Origin of the sequence: Burkholderia sp. AU19243 (genome assembly GCF_018148075.1) — a bacterium.
Classification (GTDB): Bacteria; Pseudomonadota; Gammaproteobacteria; order Burkholderiales; family Burkholderiaceae; genus Burkholderia; species Burkholderia latens_A.
In genome coordinates this window covers 579,626-603,307 of sequence record NZ_JAGSTV010000001.1, presented here as the reverse complement: position 1 = coordinate 603,307, position 23,682 = coordinate 579,626, and the positions used below count along the sequence as shown (strand labels likewise).

22 protein-coding genes and 2 tRNA genes are annotated in these 23,682 nt (G+C 64.4%); 12 read left to right on the top strand and 12 right to left on the bottom strand.

Annotated features, from left to right (window positions below):
- The first annotated feature begins 260 nt into the window (after window positions 1–260).
- Window positions 261–1,421 carry a porin gene (locus tag KDW55_RS02980; protein ID WP_069241268.1) on the top strand — a complete coding sequence of 387 codons (1,161 nt, stop codon included), beginning with the start codon at window positions 261–263 and terminating at the stop codon, window positions 1,419–1,421.
- 431 nt (window positions 1,422–1,852) lie between these two features.
- Window positions 1,853–3,085 carry a transglycosylase SLT domain-containing protein gene (locus KDW55_RS02975; RefSeq protein ID WP_212159957.1) on the top strand — a complete coding sequence of 411 codons (1,233 nt, stop codon included), beginning with the start codon at window positions 1,853–1,855 and terminating at the stop codon, window positions 3,083–3,085.
- Window positions 3,086–3,363: 278 nt separating this feature from the next.
- Here KDW55_RS02975 and KDW55_RS02970 read toward each other — a convergent pair whose 3' ends face one another.
- Together KDW55_RS02970 and KDW55_RS02965 are read right to left on the bottom strand one after the other, a co-directional pair.
- Window positions 3,364–3,699: a hypothetical protein gene (locus KDW55_RS02970; protein ID WP_212159956.1), complete on the bottom strand. Its 336-nt coding sequence runs from the start codon at window positions 3,697–3,699 to the stop codon at window positions 3,364–3,366.
- A 277-nt stretch (window positions 3,700–3,976) separates the two neighbouring features.
- The gene (locus tag KDW55_RS02965; protein ID WP_069241266.1) at window positions 3,977–4,723 is read right to left on the bottom strand and encodes a MipA/OmpV family protein; all 747 of its coding nucleotides are present in this window, start codon (window positions 4,721–4,723) and stop codon (window positions 3,977–3,979) included.
- Window positions 4,724–4,970: 247 nt separating this feature from the next.
- On the opposite strand from KDW55_RS02965, the gene KDW55_RS02960 reads away from it, so the two are divergent.
- Both KDW55_RS02960 and KDW55_RS02955 read left to right on the top strand, forming a co-directional pair.
- Window positions 4,971–5,699, top strand: coding sequence for a response regulator (locus KDW55_RS02960; RefSeq protein WP_069241265.1), 729 nt, complete (start codon window positions 4,971–4,973; stop codon window positions 5,697–5,699).
- Window positions 5,700–7,022, top strand: a complete 1,323-nt coding sequence (locus KDW55_RS02955) for an ATP-binding protein (RefSeq protein WP_052111036.1) — start codon at window positions 5,700–5,702, stop codon at window positions 7,020–7,022.
- A gap of 97 nt (window positions 7,023–7,119) precedes the next feature.
- On the opposite strand, the gene KDW55_RS02950 is transcribed toward KDW55_RS02955, so the two are convergent.
- Together KDW55_RS02950 and KDW55_RS02945 are read right to left on the bottom strand one after the other, a co-directional pair.
- A complete protein-coding gene (locus KDW55_RS02950) occupies window positions 7,120–7,563 on the bottom strand; it encodes a nuclear transport factor 2 family protein (RefSeq protein WP_209821607.1) in 444 nt (147 codons plus the stop codon).
- A gap of 90 nt (window positions 7,564–7,653) precedes the next feature.
- Window positions 7,654–8,634 carry an NADPH:quinone oxidoreductase family protein gene (locus KDW55_RS02945; RefSeq protein ID WP_212159955.1) on the bottom strand — a complete coding sequence of 327 codons (981 nt, stop codon included), beginning with the start codon at window positions 8,632–8,634 and terminating at the stop codon, window positions 7,654–7,656.
- A gap of 852 nt (window positions 8,635–9,486) precedes the next feature.
- Between KDW55_RS02945 and KDW55_RS02940 the strand changes: the two genes are divergently transcribed.
- Window positions 9,487–10,008, top strand: coding sequence for a hypothetical protein (locus KDW55_RS02940; protein WP_059543632.1), 522 nt, complete (start codon window positions 9,487–9,489; stop codon window positions 10,006–10,008).
- A 398-nt stretch (window positions 10,009–10,406) separates the two neighbouring features.
- On the opposite strand, the gene KDW55_RS02935 is transcribed toward KDW55_RS02940, so the two are convergent.
- A tRNA-Arg gene (locus KDW55_RS02935) sits at window positions 10,407–10,483 on the bottom strand.
- Window positions 10,484–10,666: 183 nt separating this feature from the next.
- The gene (locus KDW55_RS02930) at window positions 10,667–11,497 is read right to left on the bottom strand and encodes an undecaprenyl-diphosphate phosphatase (RefSeq protein ID WP_040143926.1); all 831 of its coding nucleotides are present in this window, start codon (window positions 11,495–11,497) and stop codon (window positions 10,667–10,669) included.
- Window positions 11,498–11,981: 484 nt separating this feature from the next.
- Here KDW55_RS02930 and KDW55_RS02925 point away from each other — a divergent pair, with 484 nt between their 5' ends.
- The 5 genes from KDW55_RS02925 to KDW55_RS02905 all read left to right on the top strand — a co-directional run bounded on the left by KDW55_RS02925 (window position 11,982) and on the right by KDW55_RS02905 (window position 17,502).
- The gene (locus KDW55_RS02925; protein WP_059543634.1) at window positions 11,982–12,893 is read left to right on the top strand and encodes an aldose epimerase; all 912 of its coding nucleotides are present in this window, start codon (window positions 11,982–11,984) and stop codon (window positions 12,891–12,893) included.
- Window positions 12,894–13,026: 133 nt separating this feature from the next.
- Complete coding sequence (locus KDW55_RS02920; RefSeq protein ID WP_040143924.1) at window positions 13,027–13,719, top strand: peptidoglycan DD-metalloendopeptidase family protein; 693 nt, start codon at window positions 13,027–13,029, stop codon at window positions 13,717–13,719.
- A 372-nt stretch (window positions 13,720–14,091) separates the two neighbouring features.
- The gene (locus KDW55_RS02915) at window positions 14,092–15,711 is read left to right on the top strand and encodes an acyl-CoA synthetase (protein ID WP_212159954.1); all 1,620 of its coding nucleotides are present in this window, start codon (window positions 14,092–14,094) and stop codon (window positions 15,709–15,711) included.
- 83 nt (window positions 15,712–15,794) lie between these two features.
- On the top strand, window positions 15,795–16,121 hold the full coding sequence (locus KDW55_RS02910) for a DUF2288 domain-containing protein (RefSeq protein WP_040143922.1): 327 nt from the start codon (window positions 15,795–15,797) through the stop codon (window positions 16,119–16,121).
- Between the two features lie 10 nt (window positions 16,122–16,131).
- Complete coding sequence (locus tag KDW55_RS02905) at window positions 16,132–17,502, top strand: MATE family efflux transporter (RefSeq protein WP_212197855.1); 1,371 nt, start codon at window positions 16,132–16,134, stop codon at window positions 17,500–17,502.
- A 29-nt stretch (window positions 17,503–17,531) separates the two neighbouring features.
- Here the strand turns inward: KDW55_RS02905 and KDW55_RS02900 are convergent, their stop codons facing one another.
- Entirely contained in the window at window positions 17,532–17,717 is a 186-nt protein-coding gene (locus KDW55_RS02900) for a hypothetical protein (protein WP_040143920.1), read from the bottom strand.
- A 135-nt stretch (window positions 17,718–17,852) separates the two neighbouring features.
- Here KDW55_RS02900 and KDW55_RS02895 point away from each other — a divergent pair, with 135 nt between their 5' ends.
- Window positions 17,853–18,023 (top strand): hypothetical protein, encoded by a 171-nt coding sequence (locus KDW55_RS02895; RefSeq protein WP_167357983.1) that lies wholly within the window; start codon window positions 17,853–17,855, stop codon window positions 18,021–18,023.
- A gap of 212 nt (window positions 18,024–18,235) precedes the next feature.
- Here the strand turns inward: KDW55_RS02895 and KDW55_RS02890 are convergent, their stop codons facing one another.
- Window positions 18,236–19,042 carry a GNAT family N-acyltransferase gene (locus KDW55_RS02890; RefSeq protein WP_040143919.1) on the bottom strand — a complete coding sequence of 269 codons (807 nt, stop codon included), beginning with the start codon at window positions 19,040–19,042 and terminating at the stop codon, window positions 18,236–18,238.
- A gap of 159 nt (window positions 19,043–19,201) precedes the next feature.
- A complete protein-coding gene (gene sixA, locus KDW55_RS02885) occupies window positions 19,202–19,663 on the bottom strand; it encodes a phosphohistidine phosphatase SixA (RefSeq protein ID WP_040144919.1) in 462 nt (153 codons plus the stop codon).
- A gap of 163 nt (window positions 19,664–19,826) precedes the next feature.
- On the opposite strand from sixA, the gene KDW55_RS02880 reads away from it, so the two are divergent.
- Window positions 19,827–19,903: transfer RNA gene (locus KDW55_RS02880), tRNA-Pro, on the top strand.
- A gap of 471 nt (window positions 19,904–20,374) precedes the next feature.
- Here KDW55_RS02880 and KDW55_RS02875 read toward each other — a convergent pair.
- Genes KDW55_RS02875 through KDW55_RS02865 form a run of 3 tightly spaced genes read right to left on the bottom strand, consistent with a single transcriptional unit; the run spans window position 20,375 to window position 23,651 of the window.
- Window positions 20,375–20,662, bottom strand: a complete 288-nt coding sequence (locus KDW55_RS02875; RefSeq protein WP_080294573.1) for a PAAR domain-containing protein — start codon at window positions 20,660–20,662, stop codon at window positions 20,375–20,377.
- Window positions 20,663–20,673: 11 nt separating this feature from the next.
- Window positions 20,674–21,711 carry a T6SS immunity protein Tli4 family protein gene (locus KDW55_RS02870; RefSeq protein ID WP_249173794.1) on the bottom strand — a complete coding sequence of 346 codons (1,038 nt, stop codon included), beginning with the start codon at window positions 21,709–21,711 and terminating at the stop codon, window positions 20,674–20,676.
- On the bottom strand, window positions 21,705–23,651 hold the full coding sequence (locus KDW55_RS02865; RefSeq protein WP_040143917.1) for a hypothetical protein: 1,947 nt from the start codon (window positions 23,649–23,651) through the stop codon (window positions 21,705–21,707). The genes KDW55_RS02870 and KDW55_RS02865 overlap by 7 nt, the downstream gene beginning before the upstream one ends.
- Window positions 23,652–23,682: the final 31 nt, after the last annotated feature.

Here is a 23,682-nt window from a genome sequence, read left to right as displayed (position 1 = left end):
GACCGTGCCGTTCAACACGAATTCACGTCGAATTATCTCGAATCCGGCAATACGCGGGCCGGACCATTCCAAAATTCGGCCCGATTGATACACGTCGCTCAATAGTGCGCATCTCTCAATGGAGCTTGTCGCAGCATGCGACTGTCTGCTTTAGGTCACATCGGAGAATTTCATTTTTGCCGTTCGACGACGGCTCGGTAGTCTCCTGCCATTCCGGTTCGGGCAAGCAACCCCGGCCAATCAATACGCAAGGAGATGAAATGAAACGCACGACCTTCTCGCTGATATCGCTTGCAGCAGTCGCGGCGACGCCCGTCGCGCATGCGCAGTCGAGCGTCACGCTGTACGGCGTGATCGACACGTCGCTCACGTACGTGAACCACGCGCAGGGCAAGGACAACGCGTGGATGCTCGGCAACAGCAGCGCGGGCAACCTCGCGGGCAGCCGCTGGGGCGTGAAGGGCACCGAGGATCTCGGCGGCGGGCTGAAGGCGCTGTTCCAGCTCGAGAACGGGTTCGATCCAAGCACCGGCCGGCAGGGCCAGGGCAATCGGCTCTTTGGCCGGCAAGCATTCGTCGGACTCACGAGCGAGCGCTACGGCACGCTCACGTTCGGTCGCCAGTACGATCCGCTCGTCGATCTCGTGCAGGGCATCACCGCCGACAACTATCTCGGCAGCGTGTTCGCGACGGCGGGCGACGTCGACAACTACGACAACAGCTTCCGCGTCGACAATGCGGTGAAGTACACGTCGGCCGTCTATGCGGGCCTGCAGTTCGCGGCGATGTACTCGTTCGGCGGAATCGCCGGCAGCACCGGCGCCGCGCAGTCGTATTCGGCCGCCGTGTCGTACAACAACGGTCCGTTCAGCGTCGCGGGCGGCTACTTCCACGCGACCAACAGCCCTGCGTCGAACGGGCTGCGCAACGGCTGGACCAGTTCGTCGGACGGCACCTTCGACGGTCCGATCAACAACGGGTATGCGAGCGCGCATTCGATCGGCATCGCACGCATCGCGGGACAGTACGTCGCCGGCCCGTTCACGTTCGGCGTCGGTTACAGCAACGCGCAATATCGCCGCGACGCAAGCTCGGCGTTCAGCTCGAACGAGCACTACAACACCGGGCAAGGCTTCGTGAACTACCAGGCGACCAATGCGCTGCTGGTCGGCCTCGGCTACAGCTATACGCGCTCCGGCGGCGATACGTCGGCGACGTATCACCAGGTGTCGGCCGGCGCCGACTACACGCTGTCGAAGCGCACCGACGTGTATCTGACCGCCGCGTACCAGCATGCGAGCGGCCAGACCGGCGACGGCAACGGCGGATCGATGGCCGCGCAGGCGTCGATCGGGTCGTACGGCTATGCGGGCACGAGTTCGCAGACGATGGTCAATCTCGGCCTGCGTCACCGCTTCTGACCGCCATCGGCCGGCTGCGCGCGATATCGCGCGGACGGCCGCGACAGCGCAGCGCGAATTCCCGCTGCCGGAGCGCGCGGCGCGACGCATCGACGTGGCGGCTGCGGCCGCCGCTTTCGTTTTCGCCGCCCGTCACGGGCGCGCGGCGGTCGTCCGGCTTCGGCCATTCTTTTCATTGCTGCATTCGCGGCATAAGTGACGTGTCGCGTCACGTTCACGACAGCAACGCCGCGCGGGGGTTCGCAAAAGCCGCCATTCTTGCTGATTCCATTACGTTGCGCTGCAATAACGCCGCGCGAAAAAATACGCGACAAATGCGGCTGTAATTGCAAAGGAAAGTTTGATGCGAGCCATTTGCCCTTTCGCTATGGCACACTTCGCGTCTGCGTAATTTCCTTGCACCGGGCGGCCGGATCCCGCCCCAACCTGTCATGCCGCGTCAGACTATCCGTTCGATCAGCCACGCCACGCCGAAGCTCGCCGCGACGATCGCGCTGTCGTGCGCGCTGCACGGGCTCGCGCGGGCCGACTGCCTCGACGATGCGGCCACGTTTCAGAAAGTCAGCGTGAGCCTGCTGCGCGGCATCGCGCAGGTCGAATCGGGGATGAATCCGAACGCGGTCAACACCAACACGAACGGCACCGTCGACATCGGCCTGATGCAGATCAACAGCACGTGGCTGCCGACGCTCGCGCGCGAAGGAATCACGCGCGAAAGCCTGTTCGACGCGTGCACGAACGCTTACGTCGGCGCGTGGATTCTGTCGCAGAACATCCGCCAGCTCGGCGCGAACTGGAACGCGATCGGCGCGTACAACTCCGCGTCGCCCGACAAGCGCCTCGCGTATGCCCGCAAGGTCTATGATGCAATCCGGACCCTGCCGGATTCGCCGGATACTCCCATGCCCATCCTGCCGCCCTCCTTCACGCCGCCGCAACAGGTGCAGGCGTACAACCCGTTCGCGAGCCTGAGCGTGTCGGCGCCGCCCGTCGCGCGTGCGCGCGCGCTCGCACCGGCCGCCCCGCCGCCGCAGCCGCAAGGCGGACCTGCCGGTCCGGCCGGCACGTACAACTTCGGCTGGACCATCACCGGTGCAGACCAGGCGAAGCCGACCCAGGTGTTCGACGACGGCGCGCGCATCTACGTGCAGTTCAGCGACATGAAACACGTGCCGGCGATCTTCACCGAAACGTCGTCGGGCCGCGTGCTGATGTCGTGGGAGCTGCAGTTTCCGTATGCCGTCCTGACCCGTCCGGCGCAAACGTTAATCTTCCAGCTTGGGCCGTTCGAAGCGCGTGCGCAGCGCGGCGCCGCCGGGATGACGGCGCAGGCGGGCGCCGGGGCGAGCACGGGAGGACAGCGTTCGGGCGCGATCGCGACACCTGCTGCAAAGCCCGCAGCCGCGAATGCGTCCGCATCCGCACCGGCCAAGCGCACGGCGTCCGCCGATGCGCTGTGGTATCTGAACACGCCATCGACGTCGGGATCGGCATCGACGTCCGGCGCCGCGAACACGGCGCCCGTATCGACCTCGGCGAACGCACCTGCCACATGGCCCACTGCGGTCACGTCGACCACACCGCCGCCGTCCGCACCCACGCCGGCAACCGCTGCGCCGTCCACGCGCACGAGCGCCGACGCGCTCTGGTATATCTCGAAGTAACACGCACTCCGGTTGCGCATGCGCGGCGGGGCAATCATCTTGCCGAGGCCCGCGCGAGTTCGCGCGCGTTCATGTTGCTACGCATGGCCGGTCGTCCGAGCAACTCACGCTGAAGTGCGCACGCCGGCAGCGGGACGTCAATCGCCCCGTATTCGTCACGCCCATTGCGCCGGACAGCGGCGCACCGTCGCGGGAATTCCGCGACATCTGCGAATTCACGCCCCGCGCGCCCGTTCACACGGCCCGATTCTCGTCGCGGCGCATGCCGGCCGCCGCGCTCACCCGCGCCGGACCCAGATCACCTTCCCGTCCCGAATGCCTAGATCGCGGCGCTCCGCGCGGTAATCCATCGTGCCCGGCAACGACTTGCCGTCACGCTCGAGCACGCGCCACAGGCAGCCGTCGAGCCGCTGCGCCGCGTCGGCCTCGGTCTTGCCGATCAGCGCGTCGTCCGGAGCGGCATCCGCGCCGCACGTCGCCGCGGCGCCCGACGGCGCGGGACTCGTTACCGCACCGCCTGCGGTGGCGTTCCGGTGCTTCGCGTTCATATCCGCACATCCTGCAAAGGTTGCGCTTGCAACGAGCGCAACGATCATCGCGATCGTGTTCTTCATCGGTTTCTCCGTGGCCCTGCGCAGCCGTTCATGCGACGCATGATGCGGGCTGCCGGTCATTTCGTACGTCATCGGCTGCATGCGGGACGCGAGCCGCCTGCTCGCGGGTGCGGGCAGCGAACGGCGGCGCTTCACGAGGCGGTCCCGCGATTCCGGCGTACGCGTGTCGCAGGACTGGCGACGCGCCGGACCCGCACGCATGTTACCGTACGCGATCCGCCTCAACCGCGGCACTGGCGCATGCGTCCGTCCTGCGCGATGCACGCGTGCGTACCGTTCAGAACTTGTACGTCACGCCGGCCATCCCGTAGTAATTGCTGCGCGTCTGCACGATCGGGCTGTCGCCATAACGCCCGAGCAGACGAGTGAAGCCGCCGGTCGCGCGCACCGCCCAATGACGCGACACATCCCAGTTCCACGCGAGCGACAGCGTCGCGCTGTCGACGCCGCCGCTCGTCGAATACGGCCTGAAACCGCTTGCCAGCGATTGCGCGTCCGTCACACCGTAGAACGTCTGCATATAGCGCCCCGTGCCTGCGTGTACGCTGCCCGTCGCGACGAGCGCGTGCCGTCCGGCCTCGAATATCGGCACCGCGAGATCGACATGGCCGGACAAGCCGCGCGACGCATGCGTGACCGGCGCGTCGACCGCGATCGTCAGCTCGCCGCCATCCAGCAGCTTCACGCCGGCGCGCAAGCCGAAGAGCACCGATCCCGGAACCCGGCCCATACCCTTCAGGTGGTCCGAGCCCGGCAGGCCGAAGCGGTTTTCGTCGGCGCGGCCCGCGTCGTAACCCAGCGCCGCCGACACGAACGCGCCGTTGGGCAGGCTCAGACGGTAGCCGGCGCCTGCGCCGGTATCGATGAAGAAGCCGTTGCCGAACATCGCCGAAAACGACGGTCCGACGACCGCACGATACTGGTTGCTTCCCTCGTAGCGCGGTGCGAAGCCGCCGCCGAGCGATATCGCATACTGGTTTTCGGCATGAGCGATGGCGGCAAGCGTGAGGCCGGCAAGCGGCATGCAATAGCGCAGGGAGCGGAGGGATGGACGCACGATATCTGGACAGGAAGTGAAGGAGACCGAAGTCTAGGTTCGGCCGCTCGGCCCGACTGTCCGGAATCTGCGGAAAATGTGTGCCCAATTGTGTTCGAGTGTTCCCGATTGTCGTGCGTCTGCCCGCACGTTCCGAACGGCGGATAGAATTCGCGTGCCGCGCGCCGCGCCGCCCGGGAGGGCGACGGACCACGCGTGCATTCCGAGGAGACACATGAACGACAATCCGCTCAAACATCGCGTGCTGCTGATCGAGGACGACGACCGCCTCGCGCGCCTCGTGCGCGAATACCTCGACGGCTACGAGTTCGACGTGACGGTCGTGCGCCGCGGCGATCTCGCCGTCGCCGCGGTACGCGAACACCGGCCCGCACTCGTAATACTCGACCTGATGCTGCCGCATCTCGACGGGATGGAAGTCTGCCGGCGCATGCGCGCGTTCACCAACGTACCGGTGCTGATCCTGACCGCGCGCGCCGACGTCTACGATCAGGTCGCCGGCCTCGAAATCGGCGCCGACGACTACGTGACGAAACCGATCGAGCCGCGCGTGCTTGTGGCGCGGGCCCGCGCACTGCTGCGTCGCGCGCAGCCCACCGTACCGGACCCGCACGCCGACACGCCGGCGCACGAGCTCGTGTTCGGCGAATTGGCGATTTCACCGCCGAACCGCACGGTCACGTGGCGCGGCGAACCCGTCGAGCTGAAAACCACCGAGTTCAATCTGCTGCTGATCCTCGCTCGCGCGGCCGGCACGGTGCTCAGTCGCGACGCGATCCTGAAGCAGCTGCGCGGAATCGAATTCGACGGCATCGACCGCTCGGTCGATTCGGGCATCTCGAAGCTGCGCCGCCGCTTCGAGGACGCTTCGTCGGAGCCGCAACGGATCAAGACGATCTGGGGCCGCGGCTACCTGTTCAGCCCTTCTGCGTGGGATGACTGAATGCTTCGCTCGCTGATCAAGCTGTACCTCATCGTGATTCTGTGCTGCGCGGCCGCAATCATATTCATCCAATGGTCGTTCAACAGGATCTTCTACGAGCGCGTCGCACAGGCGCAGCGCAACGCGCTGACTACGTACGCGTTCGTTCTGAACGACTACCTCGAACGCCATCCTGGCGGGAAGCGCTCTCTTGCGTTGCGTGAACTCGCGCAGCACGGCAACGAACGATTCGGTTTCGTGACGATGGCCTACGCGCGCGCCCGACTCACCGGCGCGCCGCTGCGCGATCTGGACGCCGGCCGGATCGCGATCAGCTACGACCGCAGAAACTACTACATGCCGCTCGCGGACGGCTCGGTGCTGCATGCGCGCCCGATCGCGCCGGCCGACCTCGACATCCAGATCTACGCATACGGGATGACCGCACTCGCGGCGCTGTTCGCCGTCGCGCTGTGGATTTCGTATCACTGGCGCGACCTGCGCAAGCTTCAGGCCGCCGCGCATTCGTTCGGCGCGGGCCAGCTGTCGACGCGCGTGAAGCTGTCCAGGCGGTCGAACATCTACGAGCTCTCGCAGCAATTCAACGACATGGCCGATCGGATCGAGGCGTCGATCAAGCAACAGCGGGAGATGATGCACGGCATCTCGCACGAGCTGAAGACGCCGCTCGCCCGCCTCGAATTCGGTCTCGCGCTGCTCACCGACGCCGACGACAGCGGCCGGATGCGCGAACGCCGCGACGAACTGCGGCGCGACGTGCGCGAACTCGACGAACTCGTCACCGAGTTGCTGACGATCGGGCGGCTGGAACAAGGCGCGAGCGAACTCGCGCCGATGGACGTCGTCATCGACGCCCTGATCGACAGCGTGGCCGGGAACGTCGCGAACGACATCGCCGATCGCGGTCTCACGCTCGGTGTATCGACAACCGGCGCGCCCGCGACTCACGTTTGCGATCCGAAACTCGTCGCGCGTGCGCTGTTGAACCTGATCCGCAACGCCGCGCGTTATGCGTCGCGCACGGTACTGCTGTCGGCGACGCAAGATGCGTCCGGTGCGCTGGTGCTGAGCGTCGACGACGACGGCCCGGGTATTCCGGCTGCCGACCGCGCGCGCGTGTTCGAGCCGTTCCAGCGGCTCGACTCGAGCCGCGACCGGGAGACCGGCGGGTTCGGCTTGGGGCTCGCGATCGTGCGGCGCGTTGCGCTCGTACATGGCGGTGGCGTGCGGCTCGAGGATTCGCCGCTCGGCGGTGCACGCTTCGTGATGACGCTGCCGTCGCGCACGCTGCCGGCGTTTCGCGACGACGCGCCCGCGTGCTGATGGATGATCTTCAAGATCGCGCGACTACGACCTCACGCGCCTGATGACGGTGCGGCGCGCGACGCTCCGCGGCCTCACAGCCGTCGATCACCGGCGCTCACTCGCCGACCTTGAACGCCGGCAACTGCTGCCCGAGCCGCGCGCCCATTGCCGCGCCGAGCGCTTGCAGCGCATTGAACGGACGGATCATCACCTCGAATTCGACGATCCGGCCGTCGGTGTCGAAACGGATCATGTCGATGCCCTTCAACCGCTTGTCGCCGATCGTCGCGCTGAATTCGAGGACGATGCTCGTGCCGTCGTCATCGGCGAACTGGCGATGGTATTCGAAGTTCTCGAGAATCGTGACGACCGTGCGCAATGCGAGCAGCAGTGCGGGCGCCGGTCCATACGGCTTGAATGCCATCGGCGAGCGGAACACGGCGTCCGGATGGACAATCGTGTGAAGCTCGCCGAAATCCTTGCGCGCGAGCATCGCGTGCCATGCGTCGAGCGATTTGGCGATGGCCGGCGGCAGATTCGATAATGGTTGCATGCTCAACGACTCCGATAACGACACACGATGAATAATCGACGATCGCGCGCGGCGCCCGACCGGGTCGCACGGCAGCACCGTCAGGAAACGGCGCGATCACGCGTCCGGCAGGATCACGACCTTGCCCTTGACCTGCCGGTTCGCCATCCGCGCGATCGCGTCGGCCGCGGCCGACAGCGGCACGCGCTCGGTGATCGCAGGCCGGATCTTGCCGAGCGCGAACCATTGCGCGAGCTGACGCATGTTCGCCGCGTGCTGCGCCGGGTCGCGCCGCACTGCGTCGCCCCAGAACACGCCGAGGATGTCGCGCTCCTTGAGCAGGGCCAGATTCAGCGCGATCTTCGGAATCTCGCCGGCGGCGAACCCGACCACGAGGAACCGGCCGCGCCACGCGGTCGCGCGCAGCGCCGCGTCGGTGTACGCGCCGCCGACCGGATCGTAGACGACATCCGCGCCGCGTCCGCCGGTCAGTTCGTCGACGCGGCGCCGCAGGTCGTCGGTCGCGTAGTCGATCGTATCGTCGGCGCCGGCTTCGCGGCACAACGCGAGTTTCTCCGCGCTCGACGCGGCCGCGATCACGCGCGCACCGAGCGCCTTCGCGATCTCGATCGCGGCCAGTCCGACGCCGCCGGCCGCGCCGAGCACCAGCAGCGTCTCGCCGGCCTGCAGGCGCGCGCGCTGCTGCAGCGCATGCAGCGACGTGCCGTACGCGAGCACGAGTGCCGCCCCCTGCTCGAACGTCATTCCCGGCGGCAGCGCCGCGATCTGGTGCACATCGGCCACGCACTGCTGCGCGAAGCCGCCGTGGCCGGTGAACGCGACCACCTCGTCGCCAGGCCGCCAGTCGCTTACGCCTTCGCCGACCGCGTCGATCACGCCGGCAAATTCCGCACCGGGCGAGAACGGCAGTGCCGGCTTCACCTGGTACAGCCCCTGCACGATCAGTGCATCGGGGAAATTGAGCGACGCCGCTTTCACGCGGATTCGTACCTGGCCCGCGGCCGGTTCCGGAAGCGCGACGTCGTCGATACGCAAGCGGTCGATCGGGCCGAATGCCGTGCACAACAAGGCTTTCATGTTCGTCTCTCCTCGCGCGGAACACCCGCGCAGCGATGCGTCAGCGGGACGCGCCCCGCAGCGATCAGGCCGGCTTCCGTGAAGGCACGCACGGCGGTGCTCGACATCGGCAATCGGCAATCGGCAATCGGCAATCGGCAATCGCTAGCGTGCGGTTGCCGTCGAAGTGCAGCGCGTCGCGTTGGCGCGTGCCGCATGCGATGCTGACGGAGCGGATGTCGGACGCTGCCTCGGGTCGAGCACCTGGTCAACCGTCTTGCGGCCGTGCTCCGCATCACGCGACACCGCCGCCGGCGCATCGGCATCGGGCCGTTCGTACAGCAGGAACGCGAACGAGCGCGGGACGTCGCCAAGCTGTCGCGACGGCCGCCGCGCAGCCGACGGTCATCGATGCGCGAACTGTCGACGCGCGGATGCTCGATCAATGCTTGTTCCATTACGGCTGCCAGCTACCGGCGATACAGCTGCACGCCCGTCGACGCCGATTACCGGCGCCGGATGATCGATCGTTGATTGCAGTGCTCGGGGAATTTAGCACGGTCGTTCGAAAGCAGCAATGCTCGGACAAAGCGGCGTGCCGCTGCCCGTGCAGTTTCGAGGTGTCATCGATTCGACGGCTGCCTCCGGCCGGGCAAGGCCGCGCTAAAACTAGTCTGGCTGACGTCGCGCAACGTCGTGGCTAGGTGGGCCGCGTACCGGCACGAATGGAAGAACGCGATGACCCATCCACCGTCAACCAGAACTAGCGGCGCTCGAAAATTTACGTCCCAAACAGCTAAATCTCGTCGGTCATTCAAGTCAGACCATGTTTTGTCGTTATCCCTCATTTCAATAGAGGAAACCGAGCCGCCTATGAATTCGACGCCTGCCGTGCACGTCAAGGGCACGAAGAAATTGCTAGAAGTTTTCGAATCTGCACTTTCGGCGATAGTGCAAGTGTTTTACACGACGGTTCCGCTTGTCATCCTGTTCATCGTCACTGCGATTTTGGGCGGTGGCGACATGATGTCCGTATTCGGTGGCTCAGAGGCCATGTTCGTCGCGGTGATCGCGTTCATTGACGCGTCTCGAGATTCAATCCGTGCCGTCTACCTTCAATCGGAAAGCAAAGATGCCGAGAAAGTAGATACGATGGCGATTGTTTCGATAATTCTTGTCGTGATGGCTGTAGCAGTACTCATCTTATCGATAGCTATCGATAAGCGTGCAATCGCGATGGTGGGCGACCAAGTCCACGACTTCGAGGTTCTCGTAAAGAATGTTCTCGTGCTTGCGCTAACGATCTCGTGCATCTACAAGTTCCGACTGAAGCGCCTTGAAGACAGTCAGGCAAAGGAACGCGCAAACCAGATGTCAGTTCCAGCTCGGGGCTAATCGCTTCAGATGTCAATTCGTCGAGAACGAACGACTTCATTTGCATCGACGCCAAGAGTTGACCGATGGAGCGGTGGGCTTTCAGGCCCACCTCCCTCTCAAGAGCGCGCCGCGCTTGCACACGAATCCGCGTCTTGCTGCCGATGAAGAAAGTGAACGCCGCGCCCGCTCGATGAACACCTGGCGCCATCTCGCTCGGGTATGGCCTAAGGCCAATCATTGGACCGTGCGTAGGAGGTCGCACAGGCTGTAGCCAGCGCAACCTCTCCGACCTGTCGAGTATACGATTGCAGTGACGCGGGGAGTCGCGATTGACGAAATCCGGTACACCACGGTTGCGCGAGCGCGAACATGACAGTCGAGACTATAGAGAACTACAGCCAAGCGCTTGATTTGACTGGCCCGCCCTGCAGGATTCGAACCTGCGGCCTACGGCTTAGAAGGCCGTTGCTCTATCCAACTGAGCTAAGGGCGGTCGCGGAGAGAAGACGCGGCCACGGGACCCGGACCGCATGTGACATACGAGGCTTCGATCAACGCAAACACGACCGCGACATTCAAAGCCCCGAAACGAAACGGGCCCGGCATGAAGCCGAGCCCAAAATTATACCTGATCATCGCGTCATATCACGCGCGACGCGCGACCGGCGCGGCAGGCTCAAACCGGCTGCGGATGCAGCATGAACCATCCGAGGCAGAACAGCCCCGCAATCACGCAATACACGCCGAACGAAGCGAGCCGACCGCGCCCTTCGAAATAGCGCATCAGGAACCGCACGCTCAGATAAGCGGCGATCGCAGTCAATACGCCGCCCAGCAACGCATCCGCGAGCTGATCCCGCGCATGAAACAGCTTCGGCAATTCGAGCACACCCGCCGCGAAAATGATCGGCGTGCCGAGCAGGAACGAAAACTCCGCCGCCTTCTCGGCCGTCAGCCCGGCCGCGTTGCCCGCAATCATCGTCAGCCCGCTGCGCGAGAAACCCGGAATCAGCGCGCCGATCTGCGCAAGGCCGACGAAGAACGCCTGCTTGAACGTCATCTTCTCCGGCGGCTGATGCGCGCGGCTGCGCTGGATGCGATCGCCGATCCACAGCAGCACGCCGTTCACGATTAGCGCAATCGCGACGATGCGCAGATCGTGGAACACGCGCTCGATGCGCTTTTCGAGCAGCAGCCCGACGATCCCGGTCGGAATCGTGCCGATGATCAGCGCCCACATCAGGTGCCCGTCGTCGTTCTTCCGACCGCCGAGCTGTGCAAAGAAGCCGCCGATCAGCGCGATCCAGCGCGCGCGGAAATACCACAACAGCGCAAGCGCGGTGCCAAGGTGCAGCGCGACGAGGAACGGCAGCAATTGCGGTGCGTGCTTGTCGATGTGCATGCCGAACAGCGCCGGCACGAGCAACGTGTGGCCGAGACTGCTGACGGGGAAGAGTTCGGTAACGCCCTGCAGGACGCTCAGGAATACCAGAAACCAGAGACTCACGCGTCGGTCCTTTTAGTGGTGATCAATCGGGTAAGAAAGCGGACGGCGCCTCGCACGTCCGAAAAACGCGCCCCGATTATGCCGAGCAAGGATTACCGCGCCAAGGCATTTGGCAGCTTATTGCGGCGCTGCACACAAACGCTTGCAATATGTAAGCGCACCGAAAGCAAAAAGCCCGCCATTTGCATGGCGGGCCTTTGGAATCCGGCACAAATTGCAGTCAGCGGCCGAGCTGGTAGAAAAATAGTACCGTGCTGCCGGTAAACATGCCGAACAGTGCGATTCCCATTGCCATTGCCAGATCCATGGCCTCTCCACAAAGTGTCATGACCCGGCAACATCACCGGTTTAAGGCCATTATCCGGACCGTCGGCGATCCGAAAAACTCGCAATTTCCCGAGAAGGGTTTTCCCGGACCGGGTCCCGGCCCGATAATGGAGCGCGCCATCGCGCATCCCGCCCACCTCGTTCATCCCGATTCGCCATGCCGATCTTCCAGCAGCACGACATTCACGAACTTCACGCCGGCCCGTCGCTCGTCCGGGTCGCTCCGCAATTCGGCGGCCGCCTGCTGTCGTGGCACGTCGACGGCGAACCGGTCATCTTCTGGCCGGACACGGCCGACTGGAGCAATCTCGCGCGCGTGCGCGGCGGCAATCCGCTGTTGTTTCCGTTCCTCGGCCGCCATCGCGTCGACGGCGAACTGGGCCGCTGGCGCGACACTGCCGGGGTGATTCGCGACCTGCCGATGCACGGCTTCGCGCGCGACCTGCCGTTCGCAGCGCATGCGTCCGACGACGGCGCCGCCCTGTCGATGACGCTCGATGCGACCGACGCGCTGCGCGACAGCTACCCGTTCGATTTCCGCTTCGAAGCGACGTATCGGCTTGCCGACGCGCACACGCTCGACGTCGCGCTCACCACGACGAACCGCGGCGACACACCGCTGCCGTACTACGCTGGCCACCACTTCTATTTCGCGCTGCCACACGGCGAACGTGCGCAGACCACGCTCGAACTGCCGTCCACGCACCGCTGCATGCAACTCGCCGACGGCGCGATCAGCCCGCCCGAGCCGGGCGAAGCGTCGTACAGCCTCGGCGACCCGGATATCGTCGATCGCTTCCACTGCCTCGACGGAGCGCCGTCGAAGCCGGTGCGCATCGTGATGCCGGGCCGCCGCCGCACGATCGAGATCGCACTCGACGTGCCGGGCTCGGTGCCGTGGTACGCGGTCACGACCTGGACCGAAAAGCCGGAATCGGACTTCTACTGCGTCGAGCCGTGGCTCGGCCTGCCGGACGCGATCCACAACGGCCTCGGCCTGCGCATGCTCGCACCGGGGGCGACCGAAACGGCCACGCTGCAAATTCGCGTTCTCCCGCTCGCCGGCTGACCGCGCACCCTCCGCAGCACGGCATGCCGGCCACGCTCGCGGCCCCAAACTGCGGTGCGCGGGTCGAACCCGTTAAAATCTGACGTTTTGTGTTGCCTGCCGCGTTGCACGCGGCAGGGTTTTGCGAGGTTCAATGTTCGGAACAACAACGAAGCGGCTGGTCGCGGCCGCCTGCGCCGCGCTGCTGGTCGCGTGCGGCTCCGCACCCGTCGGCCCCGGGTTCTACCGCGTCGAACGCGGCGATACGCTGTACAAGATCGCACGCGAGAATCGCACGTCCATGGCGAACATCGTGCGCTGGAACCAGATCGCGAATCCCGATGCGATCGAGGTCGGCCAGGTGCTGCGCGTCGCGCCGCCGGCCGGCACATCGAGCGCATCGACGACCGGTACCGGCACCGCAGGCCGCAGCCGCCCTGCACCGTCCGCACCGGTTGAGTCGGCCGTCAAGCCGGCCACGAGCATTGCGTTGATCTGGCCGGCCGCCGGCAACGTGGTGCGCACCTTCGACGGTTCGAAGTCCAAGGGCATCGACATCGCGAATTCGGCAGGCACGCCCGTGATGGCCGCCGCGCCGGGCACCGTCGTCTATGCGGGCAACGGGCTGCGCGGCTACGGCAATCTGATCATCCTCAAGCACAACGCGGATTACCTGACGGCCTACGCGCACAACCGCGCGTTGCTCGTGAAGGAAGGGCAATCGGTCACGCAGGGGCAAACGATCGCAGAGATGGGCAACAGCGACAGCGATCGCACCGCGCTGCATTTCGAGCTGCGCTACGGCGGGCGCTCGATCGATCCGGCACGCTACCTGCCGGCACGCTGAGCGCGACGATAGACAGGCGACACGCGATGCCGGCATGCATCGCATGTCGTCGCGAAGAAGATCGGAATGGTCGCGTCAGCGCTTGCGCAAACGGGCGGTGAAACGGCCGGACAGCGGATCGACACGGCTGGCGAACGCCACCAGTGCCCCGATTCCGAACAGGCTGAACCCCGCAGCTATCAGAAGCAAATCCATGGTCACATCACTGTTTTGTCGTGATCTTATGCGTCATCGTCGAATCCTGCACTGAGCCGCACCGGTTGCACGAGTCGGAACATTCCCCTATCCACCGGACGCCATTGTGGTTCCGGTCGCGTGAAATGCCGATGTAAGCCATCGCCGCGACGACGATCGACGCCCAGGAGACATTCGATGCTGCCCCCCGCCGACCGCTACGACGACCTGCTCTCCCGCTTCACATGGGACATTCCGGCCCGGTACAACATCGGCGTGGACGTCTGCGACAAATGGGCCGACGGCAGCGGACGCGTCGCGCTGATCCACGAAACCGCGCAAGGCGACGTGTCGCGCATCACGTTCGACGATCTGAAGAATGCTTCTAACCGTTTCGCGAACAGTTTGGCGAGGGCGGGTTTGCAACGCGGCGACCGCATCGCGATCTTCCTCGCACAGGGCCCCGAAACGGCGGTCGCCCATCTCGCCGCATACAAACTCGGCGCGATCGCGGTGCCGCTGTTCACGCTGTTCGGCGCCGACGCGCTCGAGTACCGGCTCGCGAACAGCGAAGCCGCCGCACTCGTCACCGATGCGGCCGGCTACGCGAAGATCGCGCCGCTGCGCGCGCGGCTGCCGGCGTTGCGCACGTGCTACTGCATCGGCGACGCGGCGCCCGACGCGCCCGGCGTAGTGCGCTACGACGACGCCGTCGCGACCGAATCGCCCGAATTCGCACCGGCGGACACCGCCGCCGACGATCCGGCCGTGATCATCTATACGTCGGGGACGACCGGCAAGCCGAAAGGCGCGCTGCATGCGCATCGCGTGCTGCTCGGCCACCTGCCAGGCGTCGAGATGTCGCAGCAGTGCTTTCCGCGCGACGCGCGCCTCTTCTGGACGCCGGCCGACTGGGCATGGATCGGCGGGCTGCTCGACGTGCTGCTGCCGTCGTGGCATCACGGCGTACCCGTGCTCGCACGCCGCTTCGAGAAATTCGACGGCGAGGCCGCGTTCGCGCTGATGGCGCGGCACGGCGTGACCCACGCGTTCCTGCCGCCGACCGCGCTCAAGCTGATGCGCGCGGTCCCGGCGCCGCGCGAGCGCTACACGCTCGCGCTGAAATCCGTCGCGAGCGGCGGCGAATCGCTCGGCACCGAATTGACGTCCTGGGGGCGCGACGCGCTCGGCGTGACGATCAACGAGTTCTACGGGCAGACGGAATGCAACATGGTGCTATCGTCGTGCGCCGCGTTGTTCGACGCGCAGCCCGGCGCAATCGGCAAGGCCGTGCCTGGCCACACGGTCGCGATCGTCGACGCGCACGGCACGCCGCTGCCGCCCGGCGTCGAGGGGCACATCGCGGTACGCCGCCCCGACCCGGTGATGTTCATCGAATACTGGCGCAATCCCGCCGCAACGCGCGACAAGTTCGCGGGCGACTACCTGCTCACCGGCGACACCGGCACGATCGATGCCGACGGTTTCATACGCTTCGTCGGCCGCGACGACGACGTGATCACGAGCGCCGGCTACCGGATCGGGCCGGGGCCGATCGAGGACTGCCTGCTCACGCATCCGGCGGTGCGCATGGCGGCCGTCGTCGGCGTGCCGGACGCGACGCGCACCGAGATCGTCAAGGCGTTCGTCGTGCTGAATCCCGGGCACGTCGGCGACGACGCGCTCGTCCAGGCACTGCAGGCGCACGTTCGCACGCGGCTGGCCGCACACGAATACCCGCGCGCGATCGCGTTCGTCGACGGGCTGCCGATGACCGCGACCGGCAAAATCGTGCGCCGCGCGCTGCGCGACGCGTAAGGCGGCCCCCAAACGAGCACGCAGCTAGTCGTTCGCGCGGATGGTTTATAGTGGCGCCCACGCAGTCTTTTCAGCACACATCGATGTCCTCCGACCAACACGAATCCGCCGCGGGCGCGTCGCACAGCCCGCTCTACGCCAAGCTCCTCGGCGAAACCGCCAAGATCGACTGGTGCGATCTCGAACGCTTCTTCGCGCAAGGCAAGCTGCTGTCGGTCGCGCGCGATCTCGATCTCGTCAGCGTCGCGGAGGCGATCGCGGGCGACGATGCGCAGCAAGTCACGCGCTGGCTGTCGTCCGGGCTCGTCTCACGCATGTCGGCGGAAACAGCGGCCGACTTCGCCGCGCGCAATCCGGAGCTGTGGGCGGTCGTGGTGTCGCCTTGGGTCTGCGTGCAAGAACGCGCCTGACGCGTTCGCCATGTCCGAATCCGCATTACCGCATGAAGCCGGCACCGGGCCGGCTACCGTCTCGCACCGGCGGGTGCTCGCGCTCGCGTTTCCGATCGTCCTCGCGAACCTGACCCAGCCGATCCTCGGCGCGGTGGACACTGCCGTCGCCGGCCACCTCGACGGCACGCAGTATCTCGGCGGCGTCGCGCTCGGCGGCCTGTTCTTCAATTTCGTGTTCTGGGGCTTCGGCTTCCTGCGCATGGGCACGACGGGCCTCGTCGCGCAGGCGCACGGCGCACGCGACGCCGCCGGCATCCGCCTGAACGTGCTGCGCGCGCTGATCGTCGCATTCGCGCTCGGGGGAGCCGTGCTGGCGCTCCAAGTACCGCTGTTGTCGTTCGCGCTGGCCGCGCTCGGCGGCAGCGACGCCGTGCGCGCCACCGCACTGGCATACGCCCATGCTCGGATCTGGAGCGCGCCGTTCGCGCTCGCGAATTACGTCGTGCTCGGCTACCTCCTCGGCGTGCAGCGCGTGCGGCTCGCCCTCGTCGCGCAGGTCTTCATCAATGCGGTCAACATCGGCGCCGTGCTGCTGTATGTGTACGGTTTCGGCTGGGGTATCGCGGGCATCGGAGCGGCAACGGCGAGCGCAGACGCATGCGGCTTCGCGCTCGGCGCATGGATGCTCTGGCGGCTGCGGCCGCGCGGCCTCGCGCCGCTCGCCGCGCACGCGCTGATGGACCGTGTGGCACTCAAACGGCTGATCGTCCTCAATCGCGACATCTTCCTGCGCACGCTGTGCCTGCTCGGCGCGTTCGGCTGGTTCGCGCACCTCGGCGCGAAACAGGGCGACGCGACGCTCGCGGCGAACGCTTTGCTGTTGAATTTCCAGACGTTCATGGCGTACGGGCTCGACGGTTTCGCGCATGCGGCCGAGGCTCTCGTCGGCGCGGCGGCCGGCGCGCGCGACCGCACCGCATTCCGGCAAGCCGTGCGCGTCACGCTGTTGTGGTCCGCGCTCGGCGCGCTGCTGTTCGCGCTCGTGTACTGGGCCACCGGCGGCTGGATCGTCGCACGGCTGACCGACCAGGCCGAGATCCGCGCGGTTGCGCTGCGCTACCTGCCATGGGCGGCGATCTCGCCGATCGTCTCCGTGTGGGGCTTCCTGCTCGACGGCGTATTCATCGGGGCAACGCAGACGCAATCGCTGATGCGCGCGATGGTCGCTTCCCTCGTCGTCTTCATTGCCGCAACGCTCGCCGCCGTCGGCCCGTTCGGCAATCACGGGTTGTGGTTCGCGCTGCTGCTGTTCATGGCGGCGCGCGGCGCGACGCTCGCGCGCTACCTCCCGGCGCTCACGCGGCGCATCGGCGCCGATGCACCAGCGGCCGGCGCCTGACGGCCGTACCGCGCCGCCACCCGCAATCGTTATTGCGCAGGCGCAGCTGTCGTCCCCGGCGCGGGTTCGCCAAGCATCGACGGCGGTGTCATGTCGGTCGGCACGCCGTGATAGTCCGCCGGATCTTGCGGCGGCCCGCGATGCGCATTGCGGGGATCGCTCGAACAGCCGGCAAGAACGGATGCGGCCAGCACGGCCAGCATGAAACGCATCATCGGGAGGGCTCCGGAAAACGGCGCGCCCATCGCGCGCCAGGACCGCGCCGAGTCTAACGGAAATCCGGGTTAGGGGTCGTCTCGGCCATGTCCTACTATGTAGCCATGGCGCTGTGCCGTTGAAAGGAGGCTGCCATGACGTCTGAAGAAATTGCAGGCCTGATCGGCCTGTTCATCGGCCTGATGGTGCTGGTCGCCCTGTCGTACTTCGAGTCGCGCGAATACAAGCGAAGCCACGGCGGCGAAGGAATGATTCATCACTGGATGGCGGAACACCACCTGCTCGACTGGCGGCGCAAGCACTAGCGGACCGCTCCGCCGTTCCAGGGCACGGCTGCACGCACGGCCTGCCCCGAACGTGCGCGCACGCGCACGGTGGCTGCTGCGTGTCGCTCAAATTAACGGGGCCGGATAAACCGCCCTCGTCTCGACGAACAAACGCCGTCGCGAGGCCGATTGCCGCGCGACGGCGTTCGCTCACGTGCGCGCCGTCGCAGGCGCGCCGTGTTCCGGTTCGCTCAGCCCAGGAAATGGCGGGCGTAGCGGGCGTTGATGTCCGACAGTCGGAACAGCGTCAGGAAGTCCGCGCAGTTGAAGTCGGGATCCCACGCCGGCGCCCCGCAAATCTTCGCACCGAGGCGCAGATAGCCCTTGATCAGCGGCGGCGGCGCGACGACGGTGCCCGTCTGCAGTTCGTCGACCGGCAATGCCGTATGCGGGAACGCGCGGTACTCCGGCGCCGTCAGCGAGCTGGCGGGCAGCGACTGGTACAGGTTCGCCGCATAGTGGCCGCCGTCGGCCATCGACACGCTCGCGCAGCCGAGCATCGTCTCGTAGCCGTTCTGCATCATGTACGCGCCGAGACCGCCCCACAGCGCCATGATCACGGCACCGCTGCGATAGTCGCTGTGCACACATGAGCGGCCAACTTCGACCATCTTGCCGCGCAGGTGCGTCAGGCGCGACAGGTCGAACTCGCCTTCCGCATACAGGCGGCCGACACGTGCGGCCTGGTGCGGCGGCAGCACGCGGTACGTGCCGACCACCTTCAGCGTGTCGAGATCGCGCACCAGCAGGTGGTCGCAATACGCATCGAATGGATCGACATCGAGACCGGACGGGCCGCTGACCTGCGCGCCCATTTCTTCGGCGAACACCGTGTAACGAAGGCGCTGGGCCTCACGCAGTTCGTCTTCCGTGCGTGCCCACGCGGCGCGCAGACGGTACTCGGATGTGACGGTTTCAGCAGCGCGCGGCAGGTGACGCCGCGTGGTGTCGAGGGGAAGCGAGGCAAAAGGGAGCGTAGGCGTCGGCAGTTCTCGCATTAGGCTTTCCTGGTCGTAAGGAATAGGACGACATGCCAGCCAATGTAGTAACCGGTCGTTACCGTTATGTGGCACGACCGTGTCCATTCAATGACGTGTCGCCGAATTGACTTTAGCAGAAAGCTTGCGAAACCGTATGATCAATGCCTTCAACCCGCTTCAGACGAGGTCTGGCGTCAGCACCGCGCGCAGCACGGCCTGACGGTTGCCGTCGCGCGTACGGCTGGCGACCCATACGATGCCGCCCTTCTTGATGCTCCAGCTGTCGCCGTTGCCGACGATCAACCGCGCCGCGACGCTGCCGAGCGTCGGCTGATGCCCGACGATCACGACCGTCGGGGCAATCCCGTCGGGCCAGCCGGCGGCTGTCAGCACGTCGTCGGCGCTGGCGTCGGGCGCGAGTGCGTCGACCGTCCGGTACTGGTCGGTCAGCGCTTCGACGGTCTGTACGGTGCGTGCGGCGGGGCTCGCGAGAATCACGGCGCTCGACTCGAGCCGGCCGCGCAGCCATTTGGCCATCGCCTGTGCTTCCTTGCGCCCGCGCGCCGTCAGCTGGCGTGCGAGGTCGTTTGCCGCGTAGTCTTCGGCTTCGGCGTGACGCCACAGAATCAGGTTCATCATGATGTCTCTCCATGTGTCGGGGCGGACCGTCCGGTCGCGCATACCGCGTGCCGGACGTCATCCTCCGAATTGTCGCCAATCGCGAGCAATTCGTGATGACCGATGCAGGATGAATAACGTGATTGACCCGCGCCCCGATTAGGCGATAGAATCTCTGGCTCGTCGGAGCGTAGCGCAGCCTGGTAGCGCATCTGATTTGGGATCAGAGGGTCGAAGGTTCGAATCCTTTCGCTCCGACCAAGGAAATCAAGGGGTTAGCTGATGCTAACCCCTTTTTCTTTGGCACGTCGCCGGGCTATTGCTACCATTTTCCTACCAGCTGTAACGATTTCCATAGAGGAACTGTGAAGATGGCTGACGTCCCCGATCCGCGTCCAGCATCCCGTATTCGTCGCCCGCGTCGGTTGGCGCGACGAAAGCCAATACCCTCGCACCGATCTGCTTGACCCATCCATCTGGTCTTGGGAGTTCCTGGGACGAAGCGACGAGTATGCACAGGAATTCGACCTACTGCACCCGTTCTAGTGCAGGCGAGGTTTGATGGTAATCCTGAAGCGTTGTGAATTGCTCGTCACGGGTTGTCACGAAAACAGGGCCTCGCTACCAATGAAGCAGCAAAGGATAGGACGTCCAGTATCACGATATCGACCCAGTACCGGGAACGGAGAGATACATGACGCCCTTCAATATTCCGTTCGAATCATCAGCTGTTCAGACCTCGACATACGATACCGACTGCGACGCCACCAGCTTCGGCGGCGTCGAACATGCGCACCGACAGAGGTCATCACTCAGCGCCGCCTGTCGACCATCCGGTCCGGCGCTTGAATAACGTGGCCCGTCGCACTCAATCACGCCGAGTGTCTTGCACACTGGGCACCACACCGGATCGTGTTCATACGCTTGTTCGCGGTCGTGCAGAATGTCTTGTCCGTCACCACCCTGCACGATGCCTCCGACTGTCGTCGTGTCACCCTTCACGATGTCGTAGCGTCGCATGTCGCCTCCGCTCAGACTGCGCCCGGCCGCAGTCGCAGGCTGTTCAACAGCGTGTCCCACGTTTGCAGTGCACTAGCCTCATCGACCGGTGACGTTGCCTCCTCAGGCTTCAAATCGCGGCTGCTTGCCCCTAGCAGCAACTGAATAGCGGTATGTGGTTTCGCCAACGTGCTCGGATCGCCCGGCGCGAGCAGGTAGAAACGATAGGACGTGATCTCGCCTTCCTTCAGTGCGAACAGCACTTCCTCAGCGTCCATCCCAGCCACGGTGCGCTTGCCCTGTCGCAGGATACGGTAGCTGCCGCTCGAAACCTGATCCATCTTCGCGCGCAGTTCGGGAAGGGTTTTGGTTAATGGTGATTTCTGGTCCGCGTTCACCGAATCCCGCATCTGGATGACGAGTAGCGCCGGTCGACCCGGCATCAGCGCAAGTGACTGGCTGACCTCCTCGGTAGAAGTCGACGAGCCTGTGGCAATCCCACCGTCGAAACAGAACCCCGATTCGGTTGGGACCGACCAGTTATCGCGCGCCTTTATTCGACGATAGATTCCATTATAAATATTCTCGACATCACCCATTGCTGCCGATCCGACGCTACTGGTTGTATGAAACAAGGTATTGTTTTCGTAAATATATCCCTCAGTATCGAAAGGCAGCCCGTTAGCGGAAACCGCATCCTGGAATACGAAAACCCGGGAATCCTTTGTAGGAGAAAATGCCTTCTCTAGCCATACATGATTTGTTTCTTCGTTTCTGCGCCCAGGATTAATGCGTTTTTTTGTACGCAACTCTTTTTCCCGAGCGGCAACTGTTCCATGATACGTTGCAGACGATACGTTGTACCGCGTCTCCAGTTTTTCCCCCTGAAACTCATATCGTTGATTGGTAATTTCGCTTGCCACTGGGCGTTCAAAAACGAAGCGGCCGATGCACCACGGCCGTGGATTGGACAACAAGGGATTCGTCATGATCGGTTCACCGGAAAACGTTATCGAACAGGCGCATATGCCTGTCACTAAAAATAGAAATCGACCAATTCGAGTCAGCATTTCGGCTCCGGGGCATCCTGCGCGATTTGCACGACACTGTAGAGGAGCGCCCAGCGCGTCCACGGATGGTTATAGCTTTCCTGATGCACATAGCCTCCCTGGTCAAACACCATTTGTACGCCGGGGGCTGCACCTCCCTCCGCGCCGCGCGCGGGGGCTTCGGCGGACCAGACCGGCACCGTTCCATCACCCGGCACGATCCCATTCTTCTCCGGATCGGGCGTTTCGCTACCCGGCGGCAGCTTCGCCACCTTTTGCACCTCGAACTCGACCGTGACGTTGCGCGAATCTAGGTGCACGCGCAGCTTTCCCGTGTGGGAATCGTCGTGTTTCTCACCCAGGAACCGCGCCGCGCGCAGCTCTTCCTCCGTCACGCCCGCCGGCACATCTCCCTTCCAAATCACGGTACCCCATGCCAACAGATCGGCCAGATTCTCGCCCTTCTCGATCGCGGCCTTGCCGTGATTTTCGCCCGATGCCGCCGCCGTTGGTTTCAGCTCTCCATCCCCGTAGGCAACATACGTTTTGTCGTGATAGATGTTAATTATTTTATTTTGATTTGTGACAACTTTCTTAATTGTATCCTTAAAGTTATCAACCACCGACTTCTTTTGAGGGCTTTTATCAAGTCGTTCTTTCATAATTCCGGCTGGATCGAGTAACGAAGCCGATTGCTCGGGCACCAAGCCGTACCACTTGGGGTTAGTGAAGACATCGTCGTAAGTATTTCCATCCTTCGGCAACTTCATCACCGGTTCGCCGTTGAGTCGCGCAAATATCCACCACGGTTCGCCGTTGTGGTAATCCGGCATCGGCAACAGCTCAAGCGGTCCGGGCGCATTCGCAGCCACCGCTACGAACTCATCTGCATCGCTCCCGAGCAGGGCACCATTGATGAAACCGTTCACCCCGCCCTCGCTGCCGCCTCCGGTGCGGAACCGCTTCGCCGCGATTGGTGCGCCGGTCGCCGGCAGCACGTTGTGGAATACGCCGTGCATCAGGTCCGCTCCACCGTGCATCGCGATCGCCATCCGTGCGACTAGCCCGCCCATCGAGTGCGTGAGAATGATCGCCTTGCCGCTATGGTTCTCCTCAATGATCTCCTTGATGCCCATCAGGCGCGTCGTCTTGCCGGTCTTCTTGTCCTTGAAATCTGTGCCGTCAATCACCTGTTGCGCCGATTTTTCATTCGATTGCAGCCAGTTGTACCCAATTGCGTACACTCGATACTGGTATTTCATGAAGTGCTTGAACACTTCAGAATCTTTCGCGATCGCATGCCCGCGGCCTTGCGTGCCGGCATCGATCGCTCCATAGTCGGAAGGCTCGGTATCTAGCAGTGGCTTGAGCGCCCATTTCTTGCCGTCAGGGTCGCCTTGAATCCAAGGCCCTTTATGCTTCCCCAGATGCATAGGCTCGTTCAGTTGCTCCTGCAGCCACGCCAACATCGGCTGATAGCTCGACCGATACACTGAGCCCCAACCTCTACGAACAGCCTCCTTCTCGTCCACGTACTGGCTCGGGTCGTCATCGTTTTCGTGCTTGCCAGCACTGACAGGCCCGAAGGGGGTGACGGCTGCCAGAGTCGGATCGAACAGCTTTTCCCGCGTGGACGCGCCCTTGAACCACATACCAATCAGAGCTGGCAACGCGCCCGCCTTCCCCAACAGGCCATCCGTCTCCGGTGCAAAGAATATCTCGTCACCGGTTTCGGCGTTCACCAACGGCGAACCCATCACGCCTGGCAGGAAGATCACCGGAATAATTGGCCGCACATCGCACAGCAGTTCTTTGGAGCGCGTATCAGTCGCCGGCGTCAACGTAAAATGCCCGACCGACGCTCCGTCCTTGTCCGTGCGACCAACCTGCTGGACAACTTCGTTCTCGGCATCGTCACTGAACGGCGATCCGCCGCCGGATTGATCTGTGTTTTCGCTCATTGTCGTTCTTCAGATTCGACCATCGGTTATC

Coding starts and splice junctions, on each gene's coding strand:
- KDW55_RS02980 (WP_069241268.1), top strand. CDS start 261: ATGAAACGCACGACCTTCTCGCTGATATCGCTTGCAGCAGTCGCGGCG.
- KDW55_RS02975 (WP_212159957.1), top strand. CDS start 1,853: ATGCCGCGTCAGACTATCCGTTCGATCAGCCACGCCACGCCGAAGCTC.
- KDW55_RS02970 (WP_212159956.1), bottom strand. CDS start 3,699: ATGAAGAACACGATCGCGATGATCGTTGCGCTCGTTGCAAGCGCAACC.
- KDW55_RS02965 (WP_069241266.1), bottom strand. CDS start 4,723: ATGCCGCTTGCCGGCCTCACGCTTGCCGCCATCGCTCATGCCGAAAAC.
- KDW55_RS02960 (WP_069241265.1), top strand. CDS start 4,971: ATGAACGACAATCCGCTCAAACATCGCGTGCTGCTGATCGAGGACGAC.
- KDW55_RS02955 (WP_052111036.1), top strand. CDS start 5,700: ATGCTTCGCTCGCTGATCAAGCTGTACCTCATCGTGATTCTGTGCTGC.
- KDW55_RS02945 (WP_212159955.1), bottom strand. CDS start 8,634: ATGAAAGCCTTGTTGTGCACGGCATTCGGCCCGATCGACCGCTTGCGT.
- KDW55_RS02940 (WP_059543632.1), top strand. CDS start 9,487: ATGAATTCGACGCCTGCCGTGCACGTCAAGGGCACGAAGAAATTGCTA.
- KDW55_RS02925 (WP_059543634.1), top strand. CDS start 11,982: ATGCCGATCTTCCAGCAGCACGACATTCACGAACTTCACGCCGGCCCG.
- KDW55_RS02920 (WP_040143924.1), top strand. CDS start 13,027: ATGTTCGGAACAACAACGAAGCGGCTGGTCGCGGCCGCCTGCGCCGCG.
- KDW55_RS02915 (WP_212159954.1), top strand. CDS start 14,092: ATGCTGCCCCCCGCCGACCGCTACGACGACCTGCTCTCCCGCTTCACA.
- KDW55_RS02910 (WP_040143922.1), top strand. CDS start 15,795: ATGTCCTCCGACCAACACGAATCCGCCGCGGGCGCGTCGCACAGCCCG.
- KDW55_RS02905 (WP_212197855.1), top strand. CDS start 16,132: ATGTCCGAATCCGCATTACCGCATGAAGCCGGCACCGGGCCGGCTACC.
- KDW55_RS02900 (WP_040143920.1), bottom strand. CDS start 17,717: ATGATGCGTTTCATGCTGGCCGTGCTGGCCGCATCCGTTCTTGCCGGC.
- KDW55_RS02895 (WP_167357983.1), top strand. CDS start 17,853: ATGACGTCTGAAGAAATTGCAGGCCTGATCGGCCTGTTCATCGGCCTG.
- KDW55_RS02890 (WP_040143919.1), bottom strand. CDS start 19,042: ATGCGAGAACTGCCGACGCCTACGCTCCCTTTTGCCTCGCTTCCCCTC.
- sixA (WP_040144919.1), bottom strand. CDS start 19,663: ATGATGAACCTGATTCTGTGGCGTCACGCCGAAGCCGAAGACTACGCG.
- KDW55_RS02875 (WP_080294573.1), bottom strand. CDS start 20,662: ATGCGACGCTACGACATCGTGAAGGGTGACACGACGACAGTCGGAGGC.
- KDW55_RS02870 (WP_249173794.1), bottom strand. CDS start 21,711: ATGCTGACTCGAATTGGTCGATTTCTATTTTTAGTGACAGGCATATGC.
- KDW55_RS02865 (WP_040143917.1), bottom strand. CDS start 23,651: ATGAGCGAAAACACAGATCAATCCGGCGGCGGATCGCCGTTCAGTGAC.